Source organism: Streptomyces sp. URMC 127 (assembly GCF_051386535.1).
In the GTDB taxonomy this organism is placed as follows: Bacteria; Actinomycetota; Actinomycetes; order Streptomycetales; family Streptomycetaceae; genus Streptomyces.
In genome coordinates, this window is the sequence record NZ_JBPQTW010000005.1 from 90,696 (window position 1) to 110,599 (window position 19,904).

A 19,904-nucleotide genomic window follows, 5' to 3' on the forward strand; every position below is an offset into this window, starting at 1 on the left:
GTTCTCTCCTGACGCGCTGACGCGCTGACGCGTCACAGAAACGTTTGACCCTCACCCCGGTAGGTGGCGGCCGTATCCACGATGCGGTCGCCGTCGACCAGCCGCAGGGCGGAGAACCGCTCGCACAGCTCGCCCGCCTTCGCGTGCCGGAACCACACCTTGTCCCCGACGAGGAGGTCGTCCGCGGGGGCGCCGAGCAGCGGCGTCTGCACCTCGCCCGTCCCCTCCCGCGCGTCCAGCCGCAGGCCCGCCGGGAGGTACGGCTGCGGAAGCCGGTCGGCTCCGGCCGCGCCCGACGCGGGGTACCCGCCGCCCAGGACGGTCACCACGCCCACCCCCGGCCGCCGCACCACCGGCAGCGCGAACAGCGCCGCCGGGCGGCCGCGGAACGACCGGTAGTGGTCGAACAGCCGGGGCACGAACAGCCCCGACCCCGCGGCGACCTCCGTCACCGCCTCCTCCGCGGCCGTGTGCTGCACGCTCCCCGTGCCGCCGCCGTTCACGAATTCGAGCTCCGCCACCGCTCGCACAGCCCGTACGGCCTCCGCCCGGCGCACCGCCAGCTCCCGGCGCGCCGCGGCCTGCATCAGCCGGACCGACCGCGAGTACAGCGGCCGGCCCTCCACCGCGTCACCCACACCCGCCACATGGGCCTCGTAGGCCAGCAGGCCCACCAGCCGGAAACCCGGCCTGCGCGCGACCGACCGCGCCAGGTCCGCCAGCCGCCCCGGGTCGCGCAGCGGCGAGCGCAGCGCCCCGATCCGCACCCTGCCGCCCAGCAGCCGCAGCGACGTGTCCAACTCCAGGCACACCCGCACCTCCTCACGCCCCGTCCGGGCCGCGTCGATCAGCGCCAGCTGCGCGGGGTCGTCCACCGTCACCGTGACGGCCCGGGCCAGCTTCGGATCCGCCGTCAGCTCCGCCAGGCCCGCCCGGTCGGCCGTCGGATACGCCAGCAGCACGTCCTGCACGCCCGAGCGCGCCAGCCACAGGGACTCGGCCAGCGAGAAGCTCATCACGCCCGCGAAGCCGTCCCGGGCGAGCACCCGCTCCAACAGCGCCCGGCAGCGCACCGACTTGCTCGCCACCCGCACCGGCTTGCCCTGGGCCCGGCGCACCAGGTCGGCGGCGTTGGCGTCGAAGGCCTGCAGGTCGACCACGGCCAGCGGCGCGTCCAAGGACGCGGTCGCCCGGTCCAGACGGCTCCGCTCGGCGCTCGCGTGCACGGCGGGATGCATGGCAGGACGTGCGGCGGGAAGACGCATGGGGCGCAGCTTGCCAGAGCGGCCCGGTGGTGGACAGGGGCCCTGCAGGGGCGAGATGGCCGCGTCTGCCGCCCGCCCCGTAAAGTGGCGCACACACCGCGGGCCGCAACGTGCCGCGGCCTGACGTCCGGACACGGACCGGCCCGTCCCGTACGAGGACCGGGTGCCGGTACGGGGGAGCCAGCTCACGAGGGGGAGCGCAGGGTGAGCACCGAGGCGGACCGCGCTCCCGCACTGCCCGTCCGCCCCCTGCCGGCCGCCGCCTGCTTCCCGCCGCCGCCCCCGGCGCTGCCGCCTCCGGGCGCCGTCCCCCGCCGCTCCGGCGCCCGCACCCTGTCCGCCGCCGTCTGCCTCGTCCTCGGCCTCGGGCTCGTCGGCGGCGCCCTCGCCGGAAGCTGGCTCGCGGACCGCACCGACGGCGGCACCGCGGCCGAACGCGCCTTCGCCCGCGGCGGCACGCTCTGGCGCACCGTCCCCGTCGACGACCTCTTCCCGCCCGTCCTGCGCGCCGACGCGGCCGGGCCCGGCGGTGCCCGGCGCGTCTGGACCCGCATCGGCGTCGCCCCCGACAGCGGCTGCGACGAAGCCTTCGACCCGCTCCTGGAGAAGGCCCTCGCCCCCGCCGGCTGCACGCGGCTGCTCCGCGCCACCTACACCGACGCCACGTCCACCACCGTCACCACCGTCGGGCTCCTCGTCACCGCCACCGGCAGCCAGGGCATGCGCGACCTGCGCCGGCGCTTCGCCGACGAACGGCTCGACGAGCGCACCGATCTGATGCCCCGCCCGTACGCGCCGCGCGGCACCGTCGCCGAGCACTTCGGCGACGCCCAGCGCGCCAGCTGGGCCGTCAGCGTCCTCACCGACGCCCCCGCCGTCGTCTACGCCGTCACCGGCTTCGCCGACGGCCGCACGGGAACGCCCCCGCAGCCCGCCGCCCTCGCCGGCCGCATCGAGGGCGGCTTCCGGCAGGCCGTCCGCCGGGCCGGCACCGCGGAGGGCTCCCCGTGACCGCCGCCGCGCCCCCGCGCCGCAGGCGCCTGCTCACGGCCGTCCTCGCCGCCGCGCTCGCCGTGCTCCCCGCCGCCGGGAGCGCGCACGCCGACTCCATACGCGTCCAGGAGTGGGCGCTCGACGCCCTCCACGCGGAGGAGGCCTGGCAGACCACCAAGGGCGCCGGCATCACCGTCGCCGTCCTCGACACCGGCGTCGACGACGGCCATCCCGACCTCGCCGGGCAGGTGCTCCCCGGCAAGGACCTGATCGGCTTCGGGGCCGGGCCCGGCGACCGCGCCTGGGCCCGGCACGGCACCGCCATGGCCGGCATCATCGCCGGGCGGGGGCACGGGCCGGACGGCACGGACGGCGTGCTGGGCGTCGCCCCCGAAGCGAAGATCCTCCCCGTGCGGGTGATCCTCGAGGACGGCGACCCCTCCCGCGCCCGGGCCCGCAGCGGGCGCGGGAACGCCCTCGCCGAAGGCATCCGCTGGGCCGCCGACCACGGCGCCGACGTCATCAACCTCTCCCTCGGCGACGACAGCGACACCGCCCACCCCGAGCCCCAGGAGGACGCCGCCGTCCAGTACGCCCTCGGCAAGGGCGCCGTCGTCGTCGCCTCCGCCGGCAACGGCGGCGAACAGGGCGACCACGTCTCCTACCCCGCCGCCTACCCCGGCGTCATCGCCGTGACCGCCGTCGACCGCTACGGCAGCCGGGCCGCGTTCTCCACCCGCCGGTGGTACGCGGCCGTCAGCGCGCCCGGCGTCGACGTCGTCATCGCCGACCCCGACCGGCAGTACTACGAGGGCTGGGGCACGAGCGCGGCGGCCGCCTTCGTCTCCGGCGCGGTCGCGCTCGTCCGCTCCGCGCACCCGCGGCTCAGCCCCGCCCAGATCCGCAAGCTGCTGGTCGACACCGCCCGGGACGCGCCGCCCGGCGGGCGCAGCGACGCCCTCGGGGCGGGGGTGGTGGATCCCGCCGCGGCGATCGCCCGCGGCGCGGACCTGACGCCGGAGGCGCTCGCCCCGCGGGCCACGCGTGAGTACGGCAGCCCGTACTTCGGCGCGTCCGGCCCCGCCGGCCGTCCCCCCGAGCCCCCGTCCGCGCCGGACTACACGGCCCCGGCCGCGGGCGCGCTCGGCACGCTCCTCCTGGCCACAGCCGCCACCCTCTGGCGAAGCCGCCGCCGGACGTAGGGGGCGGGGCCCCTGCTTTTCCGCCGCGGCGGATGGGAGAGGGCCGGGCCCTGGGAAGGCCAGGGGCGCCCCGGGCGTCGTGGGGGCGGCCCCATAGACTCTCCGCGTGGCGCTGAAGAATATTCCTGACCCCGGGTTCTCCGACGACGACGGTTCCGCCGATGCGGAGCTGACCGCCGCCCTCGCGGCGTGGGCCGCGGAGCGGGGGGACGGGGCCGCCGAGGCCCGCGTGCTGGCCGCGCTCCGCGGCGCCCGCCTGCTCGTGCCCGTCGTGGCCGTGCTCGGCGAGGCCGAGACCGGCCCGGACGGGCTGAAGCGCGAGAAGACCAGCGACATGGCCGTGCCCACCCTCCAGGCCCCGGACGGCCGCAAGGCGCTCCCGGCGTTCACCTCGACCGAGTCGCTGGCGCGCTGGCGCGCCGACGCCCGCCCCGTGGCCGTACCGCTGCACCAGGCGCTGCAGGCGGCCGCGCACGAGAAGGCCGACACGATCGTCCTGGACATGGCCGGCCCCGTGCCGTACCAGCTGACGGGCCCCGCCCTGCTGGCCCTCGCGGAGGGCCGCGAGAGCACCGACCCGCTCACCGATCCGGCCGTGGCGCAGGCCCTCCGCGCCGTGCTCACCGCCGAGCCGGCGGTGCACCGCGCCCATCTGGCCCCCTCGCGGGAGGCGGACGGCACGCTGGCCCTGGCCCTGGCCCCGGAGGCGGGAGCCGGCGGCGCGGAGACCTCCGCCGCCGTGCGCCGCATCGCGCAGGCCCTGGCCTCGGACGACATCCTGCGGGCCCGCCTCGTACGCGGCCTCGACCTGGCCCTGCTGCCGCCCGGCGCCGCCGTCCCGGGGGAGCCCCTCTTCAGCCGCTGATCTTCACCCCCTGAGCCGGCCGCAGGCCGACAGGCGCCCAGCCGTGGATCGACCGACAATGCGAAGAGGTCCACGAGATCCCTGGAGGACGCCATGGACGTGAAGCTGGGGGCCGCAAGTCTCGACTCCGTGGAGACGAGAACCGTCGCCGCCGAGTTCCTCGGCACTCTGCTGCTGGTCTTCTTCGCCGTCGGCTCCGCGGTCCTCGCGGCCGACTACATCGGAGTCCTCGGCATCGCCCTGGCCTTCGGCTTCGTCCTGCTGGCCCTCTGCTACGCGCTGGGTCCGGTGTCGGGCTGCCACGTCAATCCGGCGGTGACGCTCGGCATGCTGATGGAGGGCAGGATCGCGCTGCGCACGGCGATCGAGTACTGGGTGGCGCAGCTGCTCGGCGGCATCGTGGGCGCGGCGCTGCTGTTCCTGCTGGCCAAGCAGGTGCCGGGGCTCAGGACGGACGGCGCGTTCGGCAGCAACGGCTGGGGCAAGCGCTCGGCGGTGCACCTGAACACCGGCGGCGCGTTCCTCGCGGAGGTCGTCCTGACCTTCCTGCTGGTCTTCGTCGTGCTCGCGGTGACGCACAAGATCGCGCTGGTGGGCTTCGACGGCCTGCCGATCGGCCTGGCCCTGGCGGTGATCCACCTGGTGGGCATCCCGCTGACGGGCACCTCGGTCAACCCGGCGCGGAGCCTGGGCCCGGCGCTGTTCGCGGGCGGGGGCGCGCTGTCGCAGCTGTGGCTGTTCATCGTCGCGCCGTTGATCGGCGGAGCCCTGGCGGCCTGTGCGCACCGGGTCACGCATCCGCCGTTCAGCCCGGCCAACCTCGCGGACGATCTGGCGGTGCCGCACTTCCCGAAGGGGCCCACGACGGCCGCGCACCCGACGGAGGAGCGCCCCGAGCCGCGGACGGACCGCGACGCCGGGGACGAGGGCGGGGAGCGCCCCGATCAGCAGGGCCCGACGGGCCTGGCCTGACCGGGGCGCCACAAGCCCCGCAGGGACTCGTAAGAACCGAACTCGTAAGAACCCGTAAGAAGGGGAAGTGCTCAGCCGAAGACGGGGCCCGTGAACTTCTCACCGGGCCCCTGACCCGGCTCGTCCGGCACGACCGACGCCTCGCGGAAGGCCAGCTGCAGGGACTTCAGCCCGTCGCGCAGCGGTCCGGCGTGGAAGTTGCTGATCTCGGTCGCACTGGCGGTCACGAGCCCGGCGAGGGCGGTGATCAGCTTGCGGGCCTCGTCCAGGTCCTTGTGCTGTTCGCCCTCCTCGGCCAGGCCGAGGTTGACCGCGGCCGAGCTCATCAGGTGCACCGCGACCGTGGTGATCACCTCGACCGCGGGAACGTCCGCGATGTCACGGGTCATGGTGTCGAAGTCCGGCTTCTCGCCGGCGGGGGTCGCGTCGTCGCTCATGGCGGACACGATACGTGCCGGTGACGAATCGGTTCGCCGCGGGTTGGCGCACCCCCTGGCGTCACTGCTAGAGTTGTGCACACGACCGGCTGGACACTCATGTGCCCGGCCCACAAGTGGAGCTCCGTTCTCCCACCTCGCCCGACCACGGGTCGGCAGGTCTCCGGTCAGGCGGCGCCCATCGTTCCGTACGGACGATGGAGCTGCCCGATGCGCCCCGCGGCACGCCGTGGCGGTGTTCCGGTCCCATGGAGCCCCGCCTGTGTCCCGTCGGGGCATTTTTTGTGTGCCGGCGCGGTTGGTCTTACGAAAAGACGTTACGCGGCCGCCCGCCAGGCCGTCGCGTGGTGCTACCGAGGAGGATCCATCAGCGCCGAGCCCCGCATCAACGACCGGATTCGAGTCCCCGAGGTGCGACTTGTCGGTCCCAGTGGCGAGCAGGTCGGCATCGTGCCGCTTGCCAAGGCACTGGAGCTTGCGCAGGAGTACGACCTCGACCTCGTCGAGGTGGCGGCGAACGCCCGTCCGCCGGTCTGCAAGCTCATGGACTACGGGAAGTTCAAGTACGAGTCGGCCATGAAGGCCCGTGAGGCGCGCAAGAACCAGGCGCACACGGTCATCAAGGAGATGAAGCTCCGGCCGAAGATCGACCCGCACGACTATGACACCAAGAAGGGTCACGTCGTCCGGTTCCTCAAGCAGGGCGACAAGGTCAAGATCACGATCATGTTCCGTGGTCGCGAGCAGTCCCGGCCGGAGCTCGGCTACCGACTGCTGCAGCGCCTCGCGGAAGACGTCCAGGACCTCGGTTTCGTCGAGTCGAACCCGAAGCAGGACGGCCGCAACATGATCATGGTCCTCGGTCCGCACAAGAAGAAGACCGAGGCGATGGCCGAAGCCCGCGAGGCGCAGGCCGCCCGCAAGGCGGAGCGCTCCGGCGCCTCGTCCGCGGACGCCGCCGAGGAGCCCGCAGAGGCGTGATCCGGGGGCGCCCCGCGCCCCGGATGACCCCCGGGGCATCCGCCCCGGACACCAACCGAAACAGATGACACTCCCGTACGCCCTGATCCGGCCGGGGAGTGCCACGACGAGGAGAGAACGGCGCTATGCCGAAGAACAAGACGCACAGCGGTGCCAAGAAGCGCTTCAAGGTCACCGGCTCCGGCAAGGTCCTGCGCGAGCGCGCCGGCAAGCGCCACCTGCTCGAGCACAAGTCGTCCCGCCTGACGCGTCGCCTCACCGGCAACGCCGAGATGGCCCCGGCCGACGCCGCGAAGATCAAGAAGCTTCTCGGCAAGTGACGTTCCGGCTCCGGCCGCACGTCCACACCGGGACCCAATCGATTTCGGGTCGTGTGAGAATCCACCACGACCCCGCTACAAGGAGTTAACAAGTGGCACGCGTCAAGCGCGCAGTCAACGCGCACAAGAAGCGCCGGGCGATCCTCGAGGCGGCCAGCGGTTACCGCGGCCAGCGGTCGCGCCTGTACCGCAAGGCCAAGGAGCAGGTCACCCACTCGCTGGTCTACAACTACAACGACCGCAAGAAGCGCAAGGGCGACTTCCGTCAGCTGTGGATCCAGCGCATCAACGCCGCTGCCCGCCAGAACGGCATGACCTACAACCGCCTGATCCAGGGTCTGAAGGCCGCCAACATCGAGGTGGACCGCAAGATCCTCGCCGACCTGGCCGTCAACGACATGAACGCGTTCGCCGCGCTCGTCGAGGTCGCCCAGAAGGCCCTGCCGGCCGACGTCAACGCCCCGAAGGCCGCTGCCTGACCGGCACCCCGAGGCTGACTCGACGCGGACCCGCAGGCCCCACGGCCTGCGGGTCCGCTCGCGTCCGGCCCCGGCCCGCGCCGGACGGCCGGGCCGGCGGCACCGCACAGCGCCGCGCACACCGGCGCACACCAGCAACCGAAAGTGAGCCCATGGCGGCCCCCGAGCTGACCTCCCTGCGATCGCCCCGTGTCATCGCGGCCCGCCGACTTGCCAAGCGCAGCTTCCGCGCCAAGGAACGCCGCTTCATCGCCGAGGGACCCCAGTCCGTCCGCGAGGCCGTGGACCACCTCGTCGAGGTCTACGTGACACCGGACGCCGCCGGGCGCCACGCGGACATCGTCGCCGCCGCCCTGGCCGCCGGGGTGCCCGTCCTGACCGCGACGGACGAGGTCATCGCCGAGATGTCCGACACCGTCACCCCGCAGGGCATCGTCGGCCTCTGCCGCTTCCTGGACACGCCCTTCGAGGAGATCCTGGCCGGCCGCCCCCGCCTGGTCGCCGTCCTCGCCCACGTGCGCGACCCCGGCAACGCCGGCACCGTCCTGCGCTGCGCCGACGCCGCCGGCGCCGATGCCGTCGTGCTCACCGACGCCTCCGTGGACCTCTACAACCCCAAGGCCGTACGGGCCTCCGTCGGCTCCCTCTTCCACCTGCCGGTCGCCGTGGGCGTCCCCGTCGACCAGGTCGTCAGCGGCCTGCAGGGCGTCGGCGCGCGCATCCTCGCCGCCGACGGCGCGGGCGACCGCGACCTGGACGCCGAGCTGGACCGGGGCACCATGGGCGGGCCCACGGCCTGGGTCTTCGGCAACGAGGCCTGGGGCCTGCCGGAGGAGACCCGCGCCCTCGCCGACGCCGTGGTGCGCGTCCCCATCCACGGCAAGGCCGAGAGTCTGAACCTCGCGACGGCCGCCGCCGTGTGCCTCTACGCCTCCGCCCGTGCGCAGCGCGCACCCGGAGGGTGCCGCTCCGTGACCTTCAGCTAGTAGGGTTGCCCCCCGGGGGATCGGGAGGGGGTGCGGATGACGAACGTCAGGACTTCCGGGGGCGCGGCCGGCGCCGCCCCGGCGGCGGGCGCTGCGCCGCACGGGCCCCCCGGGCAGGACGGCCCCCGCGAAGGCGCCGCCCAGGAGCCCGCCGGCCTCGGCGTGCACCCCGACGAGCTCCCCGACGGCCTCGTCGTCGCCGACGAGAACGGCCGCGTCACCTGCTTCAACGCCGCCGCGGCCCGGATCACCGCGGTCCCCTCCGAGGAGGCGCTCGGCCGCCCCCTGGAGAGCGCCCTCCCCCTGGAGGACCTGGACGGCCGCCGCTGGTGGCCGCTCACCGACCCCTACGGCGGCCCGGCCACCCGGGTCGGCCAGCCCGAACGCAATCTGCTCCTGCCCGGCGGCCGGGAGGTCCTCGTCTCCGCGCGCTTCGTGCGCGAGCGGCCGGCGGGCCCCGTGCGCCGCCTCGTCGTGCAGCTGCGCGGCACCGACGCCCGCCGCCGCACCGAGCGCAGCCACGCCGAGCTCATCGCCACCGTCGCCCACGAGCTGCGCTCGCCGCTCACCTCCGTCAAGGGCTTCACGGCCACGCTCCTCGCCAAGTGGGAGCGGTTCACCGACGACCAGAAGCGGCTGATGCTGGAGACCGTCGACGCCGACGCCGACCGCGTCACCCGGCTGATCGCCGAGCTGCTCGACATCTCCCGGATCGACTCCGGCCGCCTGGAGCTGCGCCGCCAGCCGGTCGACGTCGTCGCGGCCGTCCGCCGGCACGTCCAGGCGTACACCACGGCGGGCCACCGCCCCGACCGCTTCGAGGTCAAGGTCACCGGCCCGCTCCCCGAGCTGTGGGCCGACCCCGACAAGGTCGACCAGGTTCTCGGCAACCTCCTGGAAAACGCGGTGCGCCACGGCGAGGGACGCGTCACGATAGAGGTGGCGCCGGCGCTGCTGACGGCACGGCCGGAGGGCACGGAAGGTACGGCGGTCACGGTGAGCGATGAGGGGCCCGGCATCCCCGAGGAGTCGATGAGCCGCGTCTTCACCCGCTTCTGGCGGGGCAGCAAGCGCGGCGGCACCGGCCTGGGCCTGTACATCGTCAAGGGCATCGTCGAGGCCCACGGCGGGACGATCACCGTCGAGCGGGCCGCCTGCGGCGGCGCCCGGTTCCGATTTACCTTGCCCGTGGGCGCCCCGGCCTTCCTCTCCCAGGCCTGACCGGGCGGCCCGCGGGCCCACCGACCCCCATGCGCCCCTTAGACTCGACCTTTGGCACCTTTGGCACGACCTTGGCACCCATCTGTCGGGCAAAGCCGCGCAGCGAAGCGAAGCCATCCGAAACCGGAAGCACGGGAAGAGATGTCCGCACCCAATAAGTCGTACGACCCTGTCGAGGTCGAGGCACTGAAACCGGAAGAGATCGAGCGCATGCGGGACGAGGCGCTCGCCGCCGTCGCCGCCGCCGCCGACCTCGACGCCCTGCGCGAGGTCAAGACCGCGCACGCCGGTGACCGCTCGCCCCTCGCCCTCGCCAACCGCGAGATCGGCGCCCTGCCGCCGCACGCCAAGGCCGAGGCCGGCAAGCGCATGGGCATGGCCCGCGGTGCCGTGAACAAGGCCCTCGCCGCCCGCCAGAGCGAGCTGGAGGCCGAGCGCGACGCCCGGGTGCTGGTCGAGGAGGCGGTGGACGTCACGCTGCCGTACGACCGCACCCCGGCCGGCGCCCGCCACCCGCTGACCACGCTCAGCGAGCGCATCGAGGACGTCTTCGTGGCCATGGGCTACGAGGTCGCCGAGGGCCCCGAGGTCGAGGCGGAGTGGTTCAACTTCGACGCCCTCAACCTCGGTCCGGACCACCCGGCCCGGTCCATGCAGGACACCTTCTTCGTCCAGGCCCCGGGCAAGGGGAAGGACGCCGACTCCGGCGTCGTGCTGCGCACCCACACCTCCCCGGTGCAGGTCCGCTCGCTGCTCGACCGCGAGCCCCCGGTCTACGTCATCTGCCCGGGCCGCGTCTACCGCACCGACGAGCTGGACGCCACCCACACCCCCGTCTTCCACCAGGTCGAACTCCTCGCCATCGACGAGGGCCTGACCATGGCGGACCTCAAGGGCACCCTGGACCACATGGTGCGGGTGCTCTTCGGCGAGGGCATGCGCACCCGTCTGCGCCCGTCGTACTTCCCGTTCACCGAGCCGTCCGCCGAGATGGACATGGTGTGCTTCGCCTGCCGCGGCGAGTCGGCCGGCAACCCCGACCGCCCCTGCCGCACCTGCTCCAGCGAGGGCTGGATCGAGCTGGGCGGCTGCGGCATGGTCAACCCCCGCGTGCTGACCGCCGCGGGCATCGACCCGGAGAAGTACAGCGGCTTCGCCTTCGGGTTCGGCATCGAGCGAATGCTGATGTTCCGCCACAACGTCGAGGACATGCGAGACATGGTCGAAGGTGACGTGCGCTTCACCCGGCCGTTCGGGATGGAGATCTGATGCGCGCCCCGCTTTCCTGGCTGCGGGAATACGTCGACCTGCCGACCGGTGAGACCGGTCGCGACGTGCAGGCCAAGCTGATCGCCGCGGGCCTCGAGGTCGAGCGCGTCGAGAGCCTCGGCGCCGACCTGAAGGGCCCCCTGGTCGTCGGCCAGGTCCTGACCATCGAGGAGCTGGAGGGCTTCCGCAAGCCGATCCGCTTCTGCACCGTCGACGTCGGCACCGCCAACGGCACGGGCGAGCCGCAGGAGATCGTCTGCGGCGCCCGCAACTTCTCCGTCGGCGACAAGGTCGTCGTCGTGCTGCCCGGCGCCGTCCTGCCCGGCGACTTCGCCATCGCCGCCCGCAAGACCTACGGCAAGGTCTCGCACGGCATGATCTGCTCCGGCGAGGAGCTGGGCATGGGCGACGACGGCACGCACGGCATCATCGTGCTCCCGCAGGAGTGCGAGCCCGGCACCGACGCCATCGAGCTGCTCCAGCTCGTCGACGAGGTCCTGGACATCGCCGTCACCCCCGACCGCGGCTACTGCCTGTCGATGCGCGGCATCGCCCGCGAGGCCGCCACCGCCTACGGCCTGCCGCTGCGCGACCCGGCCCTGCTGGACGTGCCCGCGCCCAACAGCTTCGGCTACCCCGTCAAGGTCGCCGACCCGGCCGGCTGCGACCGCTTCACGGCCCGCACGGTCACCGGCATCGACCCCGAGGCCCGCTCCCCGATCTGGCTGCAGCGCCGCCTGCAGAAGGCCGGCATGCGCCCGGTCTCGCTGACCGTCGACATCACCAACTACGTGATGCTGGAGCTCGGTCAGCCGCTGCACGCCTACGACCGCTCGCGCCTCGACGGCCCGATCGGCGTCCGCCGCGCCGAGCGCGGCGAGAAGCTGACCACCCTCGACGGCACCAAGCGCGTCCTGGACGCCGAGGACCTGGTCATCACCGACAACCGCGGCCCGATCGGGCTCGCGGGCGTCATGGGCGGCGCCGACACCGAGATCGCCGACCACGCGGCCGGCCAGGGCACCACCGAGGTCGTCATCGAGGCGGCCCACTTCGACCCGACGGCCATCGCCCGCGCCGTCCGCCGCCACAAGCTGCCCTCCGAGGCGGCCAAGCGCTTCGAGCGCGGCGTCGACCCGCAGGCGGCCTCCGCGGCCGCCCAGCGCACCGTCGACCTGCTGGTGCTGCTCGCGGGCGGCACCGCCGAGGCCGGCGTCACCGAGTTCGAGGCCCCCAGCGGGCCGCGCACCATCGCGATCCGCGCCGACCACCCGGACCGCGTCGCCGGTGTCGACTACGGCCGGGAGACCGTCGTGCGCCGCCTCCAGCAGGTCGGCTGCGACGTCTACGGCCAGGACGAGCTGATCGTCACCGTGCCGAGCTGGCGCCCCGACCTCACCGACCCGAACGACCTCGCCGAAGAGGTCATCCGGCTCGAGGGCTACGAGAACCTGCCCGCCACCCTGCCGGCGCCCCCCGCCGGCCGCGGCCTGACCCACCGCCAGCGGCTGCACCGCCGCGTCGGCCGGGCGCTGGCCGGCGCGGGCTACACCGAGGCGCTCAACTACCCCTTCGTCGGGGACTGGGCGCTCGACCACCTCGGCCTGGAGGCCGGTGACCCGCGCCGCACCACGGTGCGCCTGATCAACCCGCTCTCCGAGGCCGAGCCGGCGCTGCGCACCACGCTGCTGCCGGGCCTGTTCACGGCCCTGCGCCGCAACGACAGCCGCGGCGAGCACGACCTGGCCCTCTTCGAGACCGGCCTCGTCTTCCTGCCCACGGGCGAGGAGACCGCCCCGGTCCGGCTGCCCGTCGACCGCCGTCCCACCGACGAGGAGATCGCCGGCCTGAACGCCGCGCTGCCCCGGCAGCCGCGCCGCGCCGCCGTCGTCCTCGCCGGGGCCCGCGAGCTCCCCGGCTACTGGGGCAAGGGCCGCCCGGCCGGCTGGGCCGACGCCGTCGAGGCCGCCCGCACGGTCGCCCGCGAGGCGGGCGCCGAGCTGATCATCCGCCAGGACCAGAGCGCGCCGTTCCACCCGGGCCGCTGCGCCGCGCTGTATGCCGTGGCCGACGGCGCCGAGGTGTTCGCCGGCTCCGCCGGCGAGCTGCACCCGCGCGTCATCAAGGCGTTCGGCCTGCCGGAGCGCACCTGCGCCATGGAGATCGACCTCGATGTCCTGGAGCGGGCCGGCACCGGTCCCGTCGAGGGCCCGCACGTGTCCACCTTCCCGGTGGCCACGCAGGACGTCGCGCTCGTCGTGGACTCCTCGGTCCCCGCCGCCGACGTGGAGGCCGCGCTGCGCTCCGGCGCCGGCGAGCTGCTGGAGTCGCTGCGCCTGTTCGACGTCTTCACGGGCGAGCAGCTCGGCGCGGGCAAGAAGTCGCTCGCCTACGCGCTGCGCTTCCGCGCCGCCGACCGCACGCTGACCGCGGAGGAGGCGTCCGCCGCGCGCGACGCCGCCGTCGCGGTGGCCGTCGAGCGCACGGGCGCGGTGCTGCGCGGCGCCTGATGCCGTGACGCCGTGTGACGGCCGCCGCGCCCCGGTGCGGCGGCCGAAAACAGTCGGCCGAGACTGAGGGCCGTGGCGTAAACCGCAGAACAAAGCGGTCAGAACGAGGGGCGCACCCGGGTGAACCGGGTGCGCCCCTCGTGCGTTCCCTCGCTCAGGAGTGTCCGAATATCACTCAATAGGGTGGAAACGAAGCTCCAGGTCGTTACTCAGCGCTGAACGCTCGCGAGAATCGAGGGCGTCATTGCTGCTAGGGGGGCCAACGGCATGATCCGGACAAGAGCGGTGCGCTGGCGGCGGGGGGTGGTCTTCGCTCTCCCCGGGCTATGGGTACTGGGAGTGGTCGTGTGGGAGCTCGTGAGCCCCCACGGCCAGGCCGTGCAACTGCTCGCCGCCGCGCCCGCCATCGCCTGCGCGGGCACCGGCCGCCGCCAGTGCGTGGCCGCCGCGGCGATCTGCGCGGTGCTCGCCCTGATGCCCCTGACCGGGCCCGCCGACGCCCGCATCCGCATCGGCACCTGCTGCGCGATCGTCGCCGTCGCCGCCGCGGCCTGCGCGGTGACCGTGCGCCGCCGCCGGCTCCTGCGCGAGCTGGCGCGCGCCCGCGAAGTCGCCGCCACCGCCCAGAGCGTGGTGCTCCGCCCCCTGCCGCCCCGGCTCGACGGCCTCACCCTGGCGGGCGGCCACCTTTCGGTCAGCGAGGGCGCCCTCGTCGGCGGCGATCTGTACGAGGCCCTGGCCACCCCGCACGGCGTCCGCATCGTCATAGGGGACGTCCGCGGCCACGGCCTCACCGCCATCGGCACCGTCGCCGCCGTCCTCGGCAGCTTCCGCGAGGCCGCCCACGACGAGCCCCTCCTCGCGGATGTGCTCCGCCGCCTCGACCGCGCCCTCCAGCGGCATCTGTGCGAGCGGGCCCGCGCCGAGGGGCGGGCCGGACCGGGGGCCGATCCGGAGCGCGGCCTGGGCGAGGAGTTCGTGACCCTGCTGCTCCTGGAGATCTGCCCCGACGGCGTGGTCACCGCGCTCAACTGCGGCCACCCCTGGCCCTACCGCCTCGCCTGCCCCGCCGGCGACGGCGACGCCGTCGGCGCGCGGGCCGCCGCCGTGGGCCGGGGCGATCCGCTGCCGCCCCTCGGCCTCTTCCCGCTGCCGCCCGAGCTGCCCGTCGCCCGCCTCACCCGGCTGCTGCCCGGGGACGCCCTGGTCCTCCACACCGACGGCGCCGAGGACGCACGCGATGCGGCCGGCGCCTTCTTCCCGCTGGCCAGGGTCCTCGGCGAGGTCGCCGGCGGGGCGCCCATCGCCCCCTCCCGCGTCGTCGACCGCGTCCAGGCCGCCCTGCTGCGGCACACCGGCGGCCGGCTCTCCGACGACATCGCCCTGCTGGTGCTGAGCAACGACCGCCGCCGTGCCGCGGGGCACGGGCCGCGCCCCTGCCTGGCCCGCTCGGGCCGTCCGCCCCGCTGAGCCCGCCGGCCCGCTGACCCCGCCGGACTGACGCTGCGCCACGGCCGGTTCACACCCCGTGCGAAGGGATCTCCACTACGCTGGCCCCACCGAGCGCATGCGGAGGGCAGGATGGAGCCCAACACTCTCCTAGACGCCATCCTCGACGAAGCGGGCATATCCCACGCCGGCCTGGCCGCCCACATCAATGCGGCGGGCCGGGCCCGGGGGCTTGCCCTGCGGTACGAGCACACCGCCGTGGCCCGCTGGCTGAAGGGCCAGCGGCCGCGCGGCCAGGTGCCGGATCTGATCTGCGAGGTGCTCGGCGAGCGGCTGCACCGCCCGCTGACCCTAGACGACATCGGCCTGGGCACCCCGGGCAGCCCTCGCCTGCCCAACACCCCGCTCTCCGGCTTCGTCGAACGGGCCACCGCCCTGTGGCGCTCCGACGAGCAGCAGCGCGAGCACGTCGTCACCGCCCCCGCCGTCACCGGGACCCCCGCCGTCATCCCGGTCTGGGAGTGGGAGAACCCGCCCGAGGACGCCGACGTCTCCCGGCGCGGCCTCACCCGGGTCTCCATGGACGACATCGAGATGCTGCGCGCGGCCCGCACCCACTACGAGCAGATGTACCGCAAGGCCGGCGGGATCGCGACGCGCGCCAGGGTCGTCGGCTTCCTCAACGCCGAGGCGGCCCCCCTGCTGCGCGGCAGCTACCCCGACGAGACGGGCCGTCAGCTGCACCGGGCCACCGGCGGGCTGGTCGCCGTCGCCGGCATCTGCGCGTACGACTCCGACGCGCACGGCCTGGCCCAGCGCTACTTCCACCAGGCGCTGCGGCTGGCCAAGGCCAGCGGCGACCGCGGCCTCGGCGGCTACGTCATCGCCCTGCTCGTCAACCAGTCCCTCTTCATGCGCGAGTACCGGCAGGCCGTGGCCTTCGCCGAGTCCGCGCTGCGGGCCGCGGGCGCGGAGCTGACCCCGGCCCTCGCGGCCGACCTCTACGCGATGCAGGCCAAGGCCTACGCCCGGCTCGGCGACGGGGCCGGAGCGCTCGCCTGCATCCGCCGCGCCGAGACCGCCGCCGAGCGCATCCGCCGCGGCCAGGAGCCCGCCGAGACCGGCTATGTGCAGCCCGGCCTGGTGAACGTGCAGGTGGCGGAGGCGCTCCTCAGCCTCGGCGACCTCGGACCCGCCCGTGAGCACGCGGACCGGGCCGTCGACACCCCCGCCCACGACCGGGGACGTGTCCACCGGCTCGCCATGCTCACGCACATCGAGCTGCGTCAAGGAGACGCGGACAAGGCGGTGGCCACCGCGCGGGAGATGACCGAGCAGGCGAGAGGCATGGAATCGCAGCGCTTACGGGACCGGCTCCGGGCGGTGCGCGAGCACCTGATCGAAAGTGGGTGTGCGGCCACTGCGGAGGCCGCCGAGATGATCGACGGGGCGTTGCGCGTGCCCCTGTGAGGACAGCGCCCGGGGAGGTGGCCACCTCGGCGGAAGGTGGCAACACGTGCGTTGGAAGAATCTCAGGGAGCGGACGGTTTATGCGAACCGCTGGTTCCGGGTCAATCTCGCAGACGTTCAACTCCCCGACGGCCGCCACCTCGACCACTTCCTCATCAGGCTGCGGCCCGTCGCCGTGGCCACGGTGGTCAACGAGGCCAACGAGGTCCTGCTGCTGTGGCGGCATCGCTTCATCACCGACAACTGGGGCTGGGAGCTGGCCGCCGGCGTGGTCGAGGACGGCGAGGACCTCGCCGAGGCGGCGGCCCGCGAGATGGAGGAGGAGACCGGGTGGCGGCCGGGCCCGCTGCGGCACCTGATGTCCGTCGAGCCGTCCAACGGCCTCACCGACGCCCGGCACCACATCTACTGGTCCGACGAGGCCGAGTACATCGGCGACCCGGAGGACGCCTTCGAGTCCGACCGGCGCGAGTGGGTGCCGCTGAAGCTGGTGCCCGACATGATCGGCCGCGGTGAGGTGCCGGCCGCCAACATGGCGGCGGCGCTGCTCCTGCTCCACCACATCAGGCTCGGCTAGCGCTCGGCCGGCGGATCCGGAGTACGTCGTGGTCCGCCGGACGGGCCGGCGCTCACCGGCCCGTCGCCTGCCAGACGGCGAGCGCCAGCGCGGCGACCCCGGTGAGCGCGGCCAGCGAGGGCAGGGGCCACCTGCCGTGCTCCAGTGCCCGCACCCGCTCCGCCATGTCGGAGAGGTCGCGTTCCGACTGGTCGCTGCGCTGGGTGAGGAGGGCGAGGTGGCCGTCGATGCGGACGACGCCGACATCGAGGCTACGACGGAGCTCCGCGAGCTCAGCCGATCTGGTGGCCTGCTCGGGATGGATGGTCACGGTCCGTACCCCTTCCGGAATGACTCCTGTGTGTCCGACGAGCCGAGTCAATCGCGTGGCGGGACGGAGCGGGAGCGTGTGTGGGGTACAGGTACGGGTCACCGCCGCACACCCCGTGCGAACACGGGTGTGCGGCGGTGACGATGCGTGACCGCCGGGCGGCCGGTGCGTGCCTCGGTACTGGTACGCGTGCCTCAGTACTGGTAGAAGCCCGAGCCGGTCTTGCGGCCGAGGCGGCCCGCGTCGACCATGCGCTGCAGCAGCGGGGGAGCGGCGTAGAGCGGCTCCTTGTACTCCTGGTACATGCTGTCGGCGACCGAGGCCACGGTGTCCAGGCCGATGAGGTCGGAGAGCTTGAGCGGGCCCATCGGGTGGGCGCAGCCGAGCTCCATGCCGTTGTCGATGTCCTCGCGGCTGGCGATGCCCGACTCGAACATCCGGATCGCGGAGAGCAGGTACGGGATGAGCAGGGCGTTCACCACGAAGCCCGAGCGGTCCTGGGCCCGGATCGCGTGCTTGCCCAGCACATTGGCGACCAGCGCGTCGGCGCGCTTGATCGTTTCCTCGCTGGTGGTGAGCGCCGGGATGAGCTCGACGAGCTTCTGCACCGGGGCCGGGTTGAAGAAGTGGATGCCGATGACGCGGTCCGGCCGCGAGGTGGCCACGGCCAGCTTCACCAGCGGGATCGAGGAGGTGTTGGAGGCCAGGATCGCGTCGGGGCGGGTGACCACCTGGTCGAGCACCTGGAAGATCTCGGTCTTGACCTGCTCGTTCTCGACGACGGCCTCGATGACCAGGTCACGGTCGGCGAACTCGCCGAGGTCGGTGGTGAAGCTCAGCCGGCCGAGCGTCGCGTCGCGCTCCTCCTCGGTGATCTTGCCGCGCTCGGCGGCCTTGCCGAGGGAGTTGGTCAGGCGGGTGCGGCCGATCTCCAGGGCCTCCCCGGTGGTCTCGGCGACCATGACGTCCAGGCCGGCACGGGCACACACCTCCGCGATCCCCGCGCCCATCTGGCCGCAGCCCACCACCCCGACACGCGCTACGTCTGCCACAGTGTCCGTCACATCGTGCCTTTCGCTGATCTTGGTCGTCCGGCGGGGCGCCGCGTTCCCCGCCGCGCTCTCCGCCTCGTTCCAGACGTTACTCCGCGCCGTGCGGTCCCGTCCGTGCCGGGGCGGGCATGCTGGCTCCGAACGGTGTGACCGATCCGACGAGACGGCGAAGAGAGGTCCCGCATATGGGGCGTATGACCCGAAGAGGGTTCACGGTGGCCGCCGCGGGGATGATGTCCTCCGCGATGCCGGCACCCGGCACGGCGGGAGCGGCGCAGCCGAGCGGGCCGGAGCCGGCCCCCGCGCCCGCGGGCGGCGGGGCGGACCGCCGCCGCAAGCGCGAGTTCCGGGGGATGTGGACCGCGACCGTCGTCAACATCGACTGGCCGTCGAAGCCGGGCCTCACGCCCGGCCGGCAGCAGGACGAGCTGACCGCCCTCTTCGACACGGCCGTCGACCGCCGGCTCAACGCCGTCATGCTGCAGATCCGCCCCACCGCGGACGCCTTCTGGCCCTCCCCGTTCGAGCCCTGGTCGGAGTACCTGACGGGCACTCAAGGGCGCTACCCCGGCTGGGACCCGCTCTCCTTCGCCGTCCGCGAGGCCCACCGGCGAAGACTCGAACTGCACGGCTGGTTCAACCCCTACCGCATCGCCAACCACACCGACCCCGGCCGGCTCGTCCCCACGCACCCCGCCCGTATCCACCCCGAGTGGGTCGTCCCCTACGGCGGGAAGCTCCTGTACAACCCCGGCCTGCCCGAGGTGCGCCGCTTCGTCCAGGACGCCATGCTCGACGCCGTCTCCCGCTACGACCTGGACGGCGTGCACTTCGACGACTACTTCTACCCGTACCCGGTGGCCGGGCAGCGCTTCGACGACGCCGCCGCCTATGCCCGCTACGGCTCCCGCTTCCCCGACCGGGCCGCCTGGCGGCGCGACAACATCGACCGGCTGGTGCGGGAGATGGGGGAGCGCATCAAGCGGCGCAAGCGGCACGTGCGGTTCGGGATCAGCCCGTTCGCGGTCTGGCGCAACCGCTCCACCGACCGGCGCGGCTCCGACACCCGGGCGGGCGTCCAGACCTACGACGACCTGGGCGCGGACACGCGCAAGTGGGTGCGCGAGCGGTGGATCGACTACATCGTGCCGCAGGTGTACTGGCACATCGGCTTCCCCGCGGCGGACTACGCGAAGCTCGTGCCGTGGTGGGCGGAGACCGTGCGGGGCACGGGCGTACGGCTGTACGTCGGCGAGGCGCTCTACCGGGCGGGCGACCCCGCGCAGCCCGCGCCCTGGCAGGACCCGGCGGAGCTCTCGCGGCACGTGGCCCTCGGGCGGGCCCGCCCGGAGGTGCAAGGCAACGTCTACTTCTCGGCGAAGCAGGTGGTGGCGGACCCGATCGGGGCGATGGCGCGCGTGGTAGCGGACCACTACCCGACCCGGGTACGGCCTCCGGGCTGAGGGGGTCAGCTCCCACGGTGGCGGAGGCCGGGGGGGGGGGGGGGGGGGGGGGGGGGGGGGGGGGGGGGGGGGGGGGGGGGGGG

General features: G+C 74.1%; 19 protein-coding genes. 15 read left to right on the plus strand and 4 right to left on the minus strand.

The features are described from left to right. Positions 1 to 32: 32 nt before the first annotated feature. Positions 33 to 1,238: an amino acid deaminase/aldolase gene (locus ACSNOH_RS02955; protein ID WP_436719585.1), complete on the minus strand. Its 1,206-nt coding sequence runs from the start codon at positions 1,236 to 1,238 to the stop codon at positions 33 to 35. Between the two features lie 231 nt (positions 1,239 to 1,469). On the opposite strand from ACSNOH_RS02955, the gene ACSNOH_RS02960 reads away from it, so the two are divergent. From ACSNOH_RS02960 to ACSNOH_RS02975, 4 genes are all read left to right on the plus strand, one after another. After that, positions 1,470 to 2,276 carry a hypothetical protein gene (locus ACSNOH_RS02960; RefSeq protein WP_436719564.1) on the plus strand — a complete coding sequence of 269 codons (807 nt, stop codon included), beginning with the start codon at positions 1,470 to 1,472 and terminating at the stop codon, positions 2,274 to 2,276. Beyond that, the gene (gene mycP, locus ACSNOH_RS02965) at positions 2,273 to 3,460 is read left to right on the plus strand and encodes a type VII secretion-associated serine protease mycosin (RefSeq protein ID WP_436719565.1); all 1,188 of its coding nucleotides are present in this window, start codon (positions 2,273 to 2,275) and stop codon (positions 3,458 to 3,460) included. The genes ACSNOH_RS02960 and mycP overlap by 4 nt, the downstream gene beginning before the upstream one ends. 106 nt (positions 3,461 to 3,566) lie before the next feature. Beyond that, positions 3,567 to 4,325, plus strand: coding sequence for an SseB family protein (locus tag ACSNOH_RS02970; RefSeq protein ID WP_436719566.1), 759 nt, complete (start codon positions 3,567 to 3,569; stop codon positions 4,323 to 4,325). A 129-nt stretch (positions 4,326 to 4,454) separates the two neighbouring features. Next, on the plus strand, positions 4,455 to 5,297 hold the full coding sequence (locus ACSNOH_RS02975) for an MIP family channel protein (RefSeq protein ID WP_436719586.1): 843 nt from the start codon (positions 4,455 to 4,457) through the stop codon (positions 5,295 to 5,297). A 71-nt stretch (positions 5,298 to 5,368) separates the two neighbouring features. Here the strand turns inward: ACSNOH_RS02975 and ACSNOH_RS02980 are convergent, their stop codons facing one another. Further along, on the minus strand, positions 5,369 to 5,734 hold the full coding sequence (locus tag ACSNOH_RS02980; RefSeq protein WP_436719567.1) for a DUF1844 domain-containing protein: 366 nt from the start codon (positions 5,732 to 5,734) through the stop codon (positions 5,369 to 5,371). 366 nt (positions 5,735 to 6,100) lie between these two features. Here ACSNOH_RS02980 and infC point away from each other — a divergent pair, with 366 nt between their 5' ends. The 10 genes from infC to ACSNOH_RS03030 all read left to right on the plus strand — a co-directional run bounded on the left by infC (position 6,101) and on the right by ACSNOH_RS03030 (position 16,996). Next, entirely contained in the window at positions 6,101 to 6,715 is a 615-nt protein-coding gene (gene infC / locus ACSNOH_RS02985) for a translation initiation factor IF-3 (RefSeq protein ID WP_436719587.1), read from the plus strand. 125 nt (positions 6,716 to 6,840) lie between these two features. Next, positions 6,841 to 7,035, plus strand: a complete 195-nt coding sequence (gene rpmI / locus ACSNOH_RS02990) for a 50S ribosomal protein L35 (RefSeq protein ID WP_099202169.1) — start codon at positions 6,841 to 6,843, stop codon at positions 7,033 to 7,035. 92 nt (positions 7,036 to 7,127) lie between these two features. Continuing rightward, entirely contained in the window at positions 7,128 to 7,514 is a 387-nt protein-coding gene (gene rplT / locus ACSNOH_RS02995) for a 50S ribosomal protein L20 (RefSeq protein ID WP_030369869.1), read from the plus strand. 152 nt (positions 7,515 to 7,666) lie between these two features. Continuing rightward, positions 7,667 to 8,500 (plus strand): TrmH family RNA methyltransferase, encoded by an 834-nt coding sequence (locus ACSNOH_RS03000; protein ID WP_436719568.1) that lies wholly within the window; start codon positions 7,667 to 7,669, stop codon positions 8,498 to 8,500. A gap of 36 nt (positions 8,501 to 8,536) precedes the next feature. After that, entirely contained in the window at positions 8,537 to 9,721 is a 1,185-nt protein-coding gene (locus ACSNOH_RS03005) for an ATP-binding protein (RefSeq protein WP_436719569.1), read from the plus strand. A gap of 141 nt (positions 9,722 to 9,862) precedes the next feature. Then, positions 9,863 to 10,990: a phenylalanine--tRNA ligase subunit alpha gene (gene pheS / locus ACSNOH_RS03010; protein WP_436719570.1), complete on the plus strand. Its 1,128-nt coding sequence runs from the start codon at positions 9,863 to 9,865 to the stop codon at positions 10,988 to 10,990. Continuing rightward, a complete protein-coding gene (gene pheT / locus ACSNOH_RS03015; protein WP_436719572.1) occupies positions 10,990 to 13,500 on the plus strand; it encodes a phenylalanine--tRNA ligase subunit beta in 2,511 nt (836 codons plus the stop codon). The genes pheS and pheT overlap by 1 nt, the downstream gene beginning before the upstream one ends. 267 nt (positions 13,501 to 13,767) lie before the next feature. Then, positions 13,768 to 14,970, plus strand: coding sequence for a PP2C family protein-serine/threonine phosphatase (locus ACSNOH_RS03020; RefSeq protein ID WP_436719573.1), 1,203 nt, complete (start codon positions 13,768 to 13,770; stop codon positions 14,968 to 14,970). Between the two features lie 111 nt (positions 14,971 to 15,081). Further along, positions 15,082 to 16,419, plus strand: coding sequence for a tetratricopeptide repeat protein (locus tag ACSNOH_RS03025; protein WP_436719574.1), 1,338 nt, complete (start codon positions 15,082 to 15,084; stop codon positions 16,417 to 16,419). Positions 16,420 to 16,465: 46 nt separating this feature from the next. Next, complete coding sequence (locus ACSNOH_RS03030; protein WP_436719575.1) at positions 16,466 to 16,996, plus strand: NUDIX domain-containing protein; 531 nt, start codon at positions 16,466 to 16,468, stop codon at positions 16,994 to 16,996. Positions 16,997 to 17,048: 52 nt separating this feature from the next. Here the strand turns inward: ACSNOH_RS03030 and ACSNOH_RS03035 are convergent, their stop codons facing one another. Continuing rightward, a complete protein-coding gene (locus tag ACSNOH_RS03035) occupies positions 17,049 to 17,306 on the minus strand; it encodes a hypothetical protein (RefSeq protein ID WP_436719576.1) in 258 nt (85 codons plus the stop codon). A 194-nt stretch (positions 17,307 to 17,500) separates the two neighbouring features. Continuing rightward, entirely contained in the window at positions 17,501 to 18,358 is an 858-nt protein-coding gene (locus ACSNOH_RS03040) for a 3-hydroxybutyryl-CoA dehydrogenase (RefSeq protein WP_436719577.1), read from the minus strand. A gap of 185 nt (positions 18,359 to 18,543) precedes the next feature. On the opposite strand from ACSNOH_RS03040, the gene ACSNOH_RS03045 reads away from it, so the two are divergent. Next, positions 18,544 to 19,821, plus strand: a complete 1,278-nt coding sequence (locus ACSNOH_RS03045) for a glycoside hydrolase family 10 protein (RefSeq protein WP_436719578.1) — start codon at positions 18,544 to 18,546, stop codon at positions 19,819 to 19,821. Positions 19,822 to 19,904 lie beyond the last annotated feature (83 nt).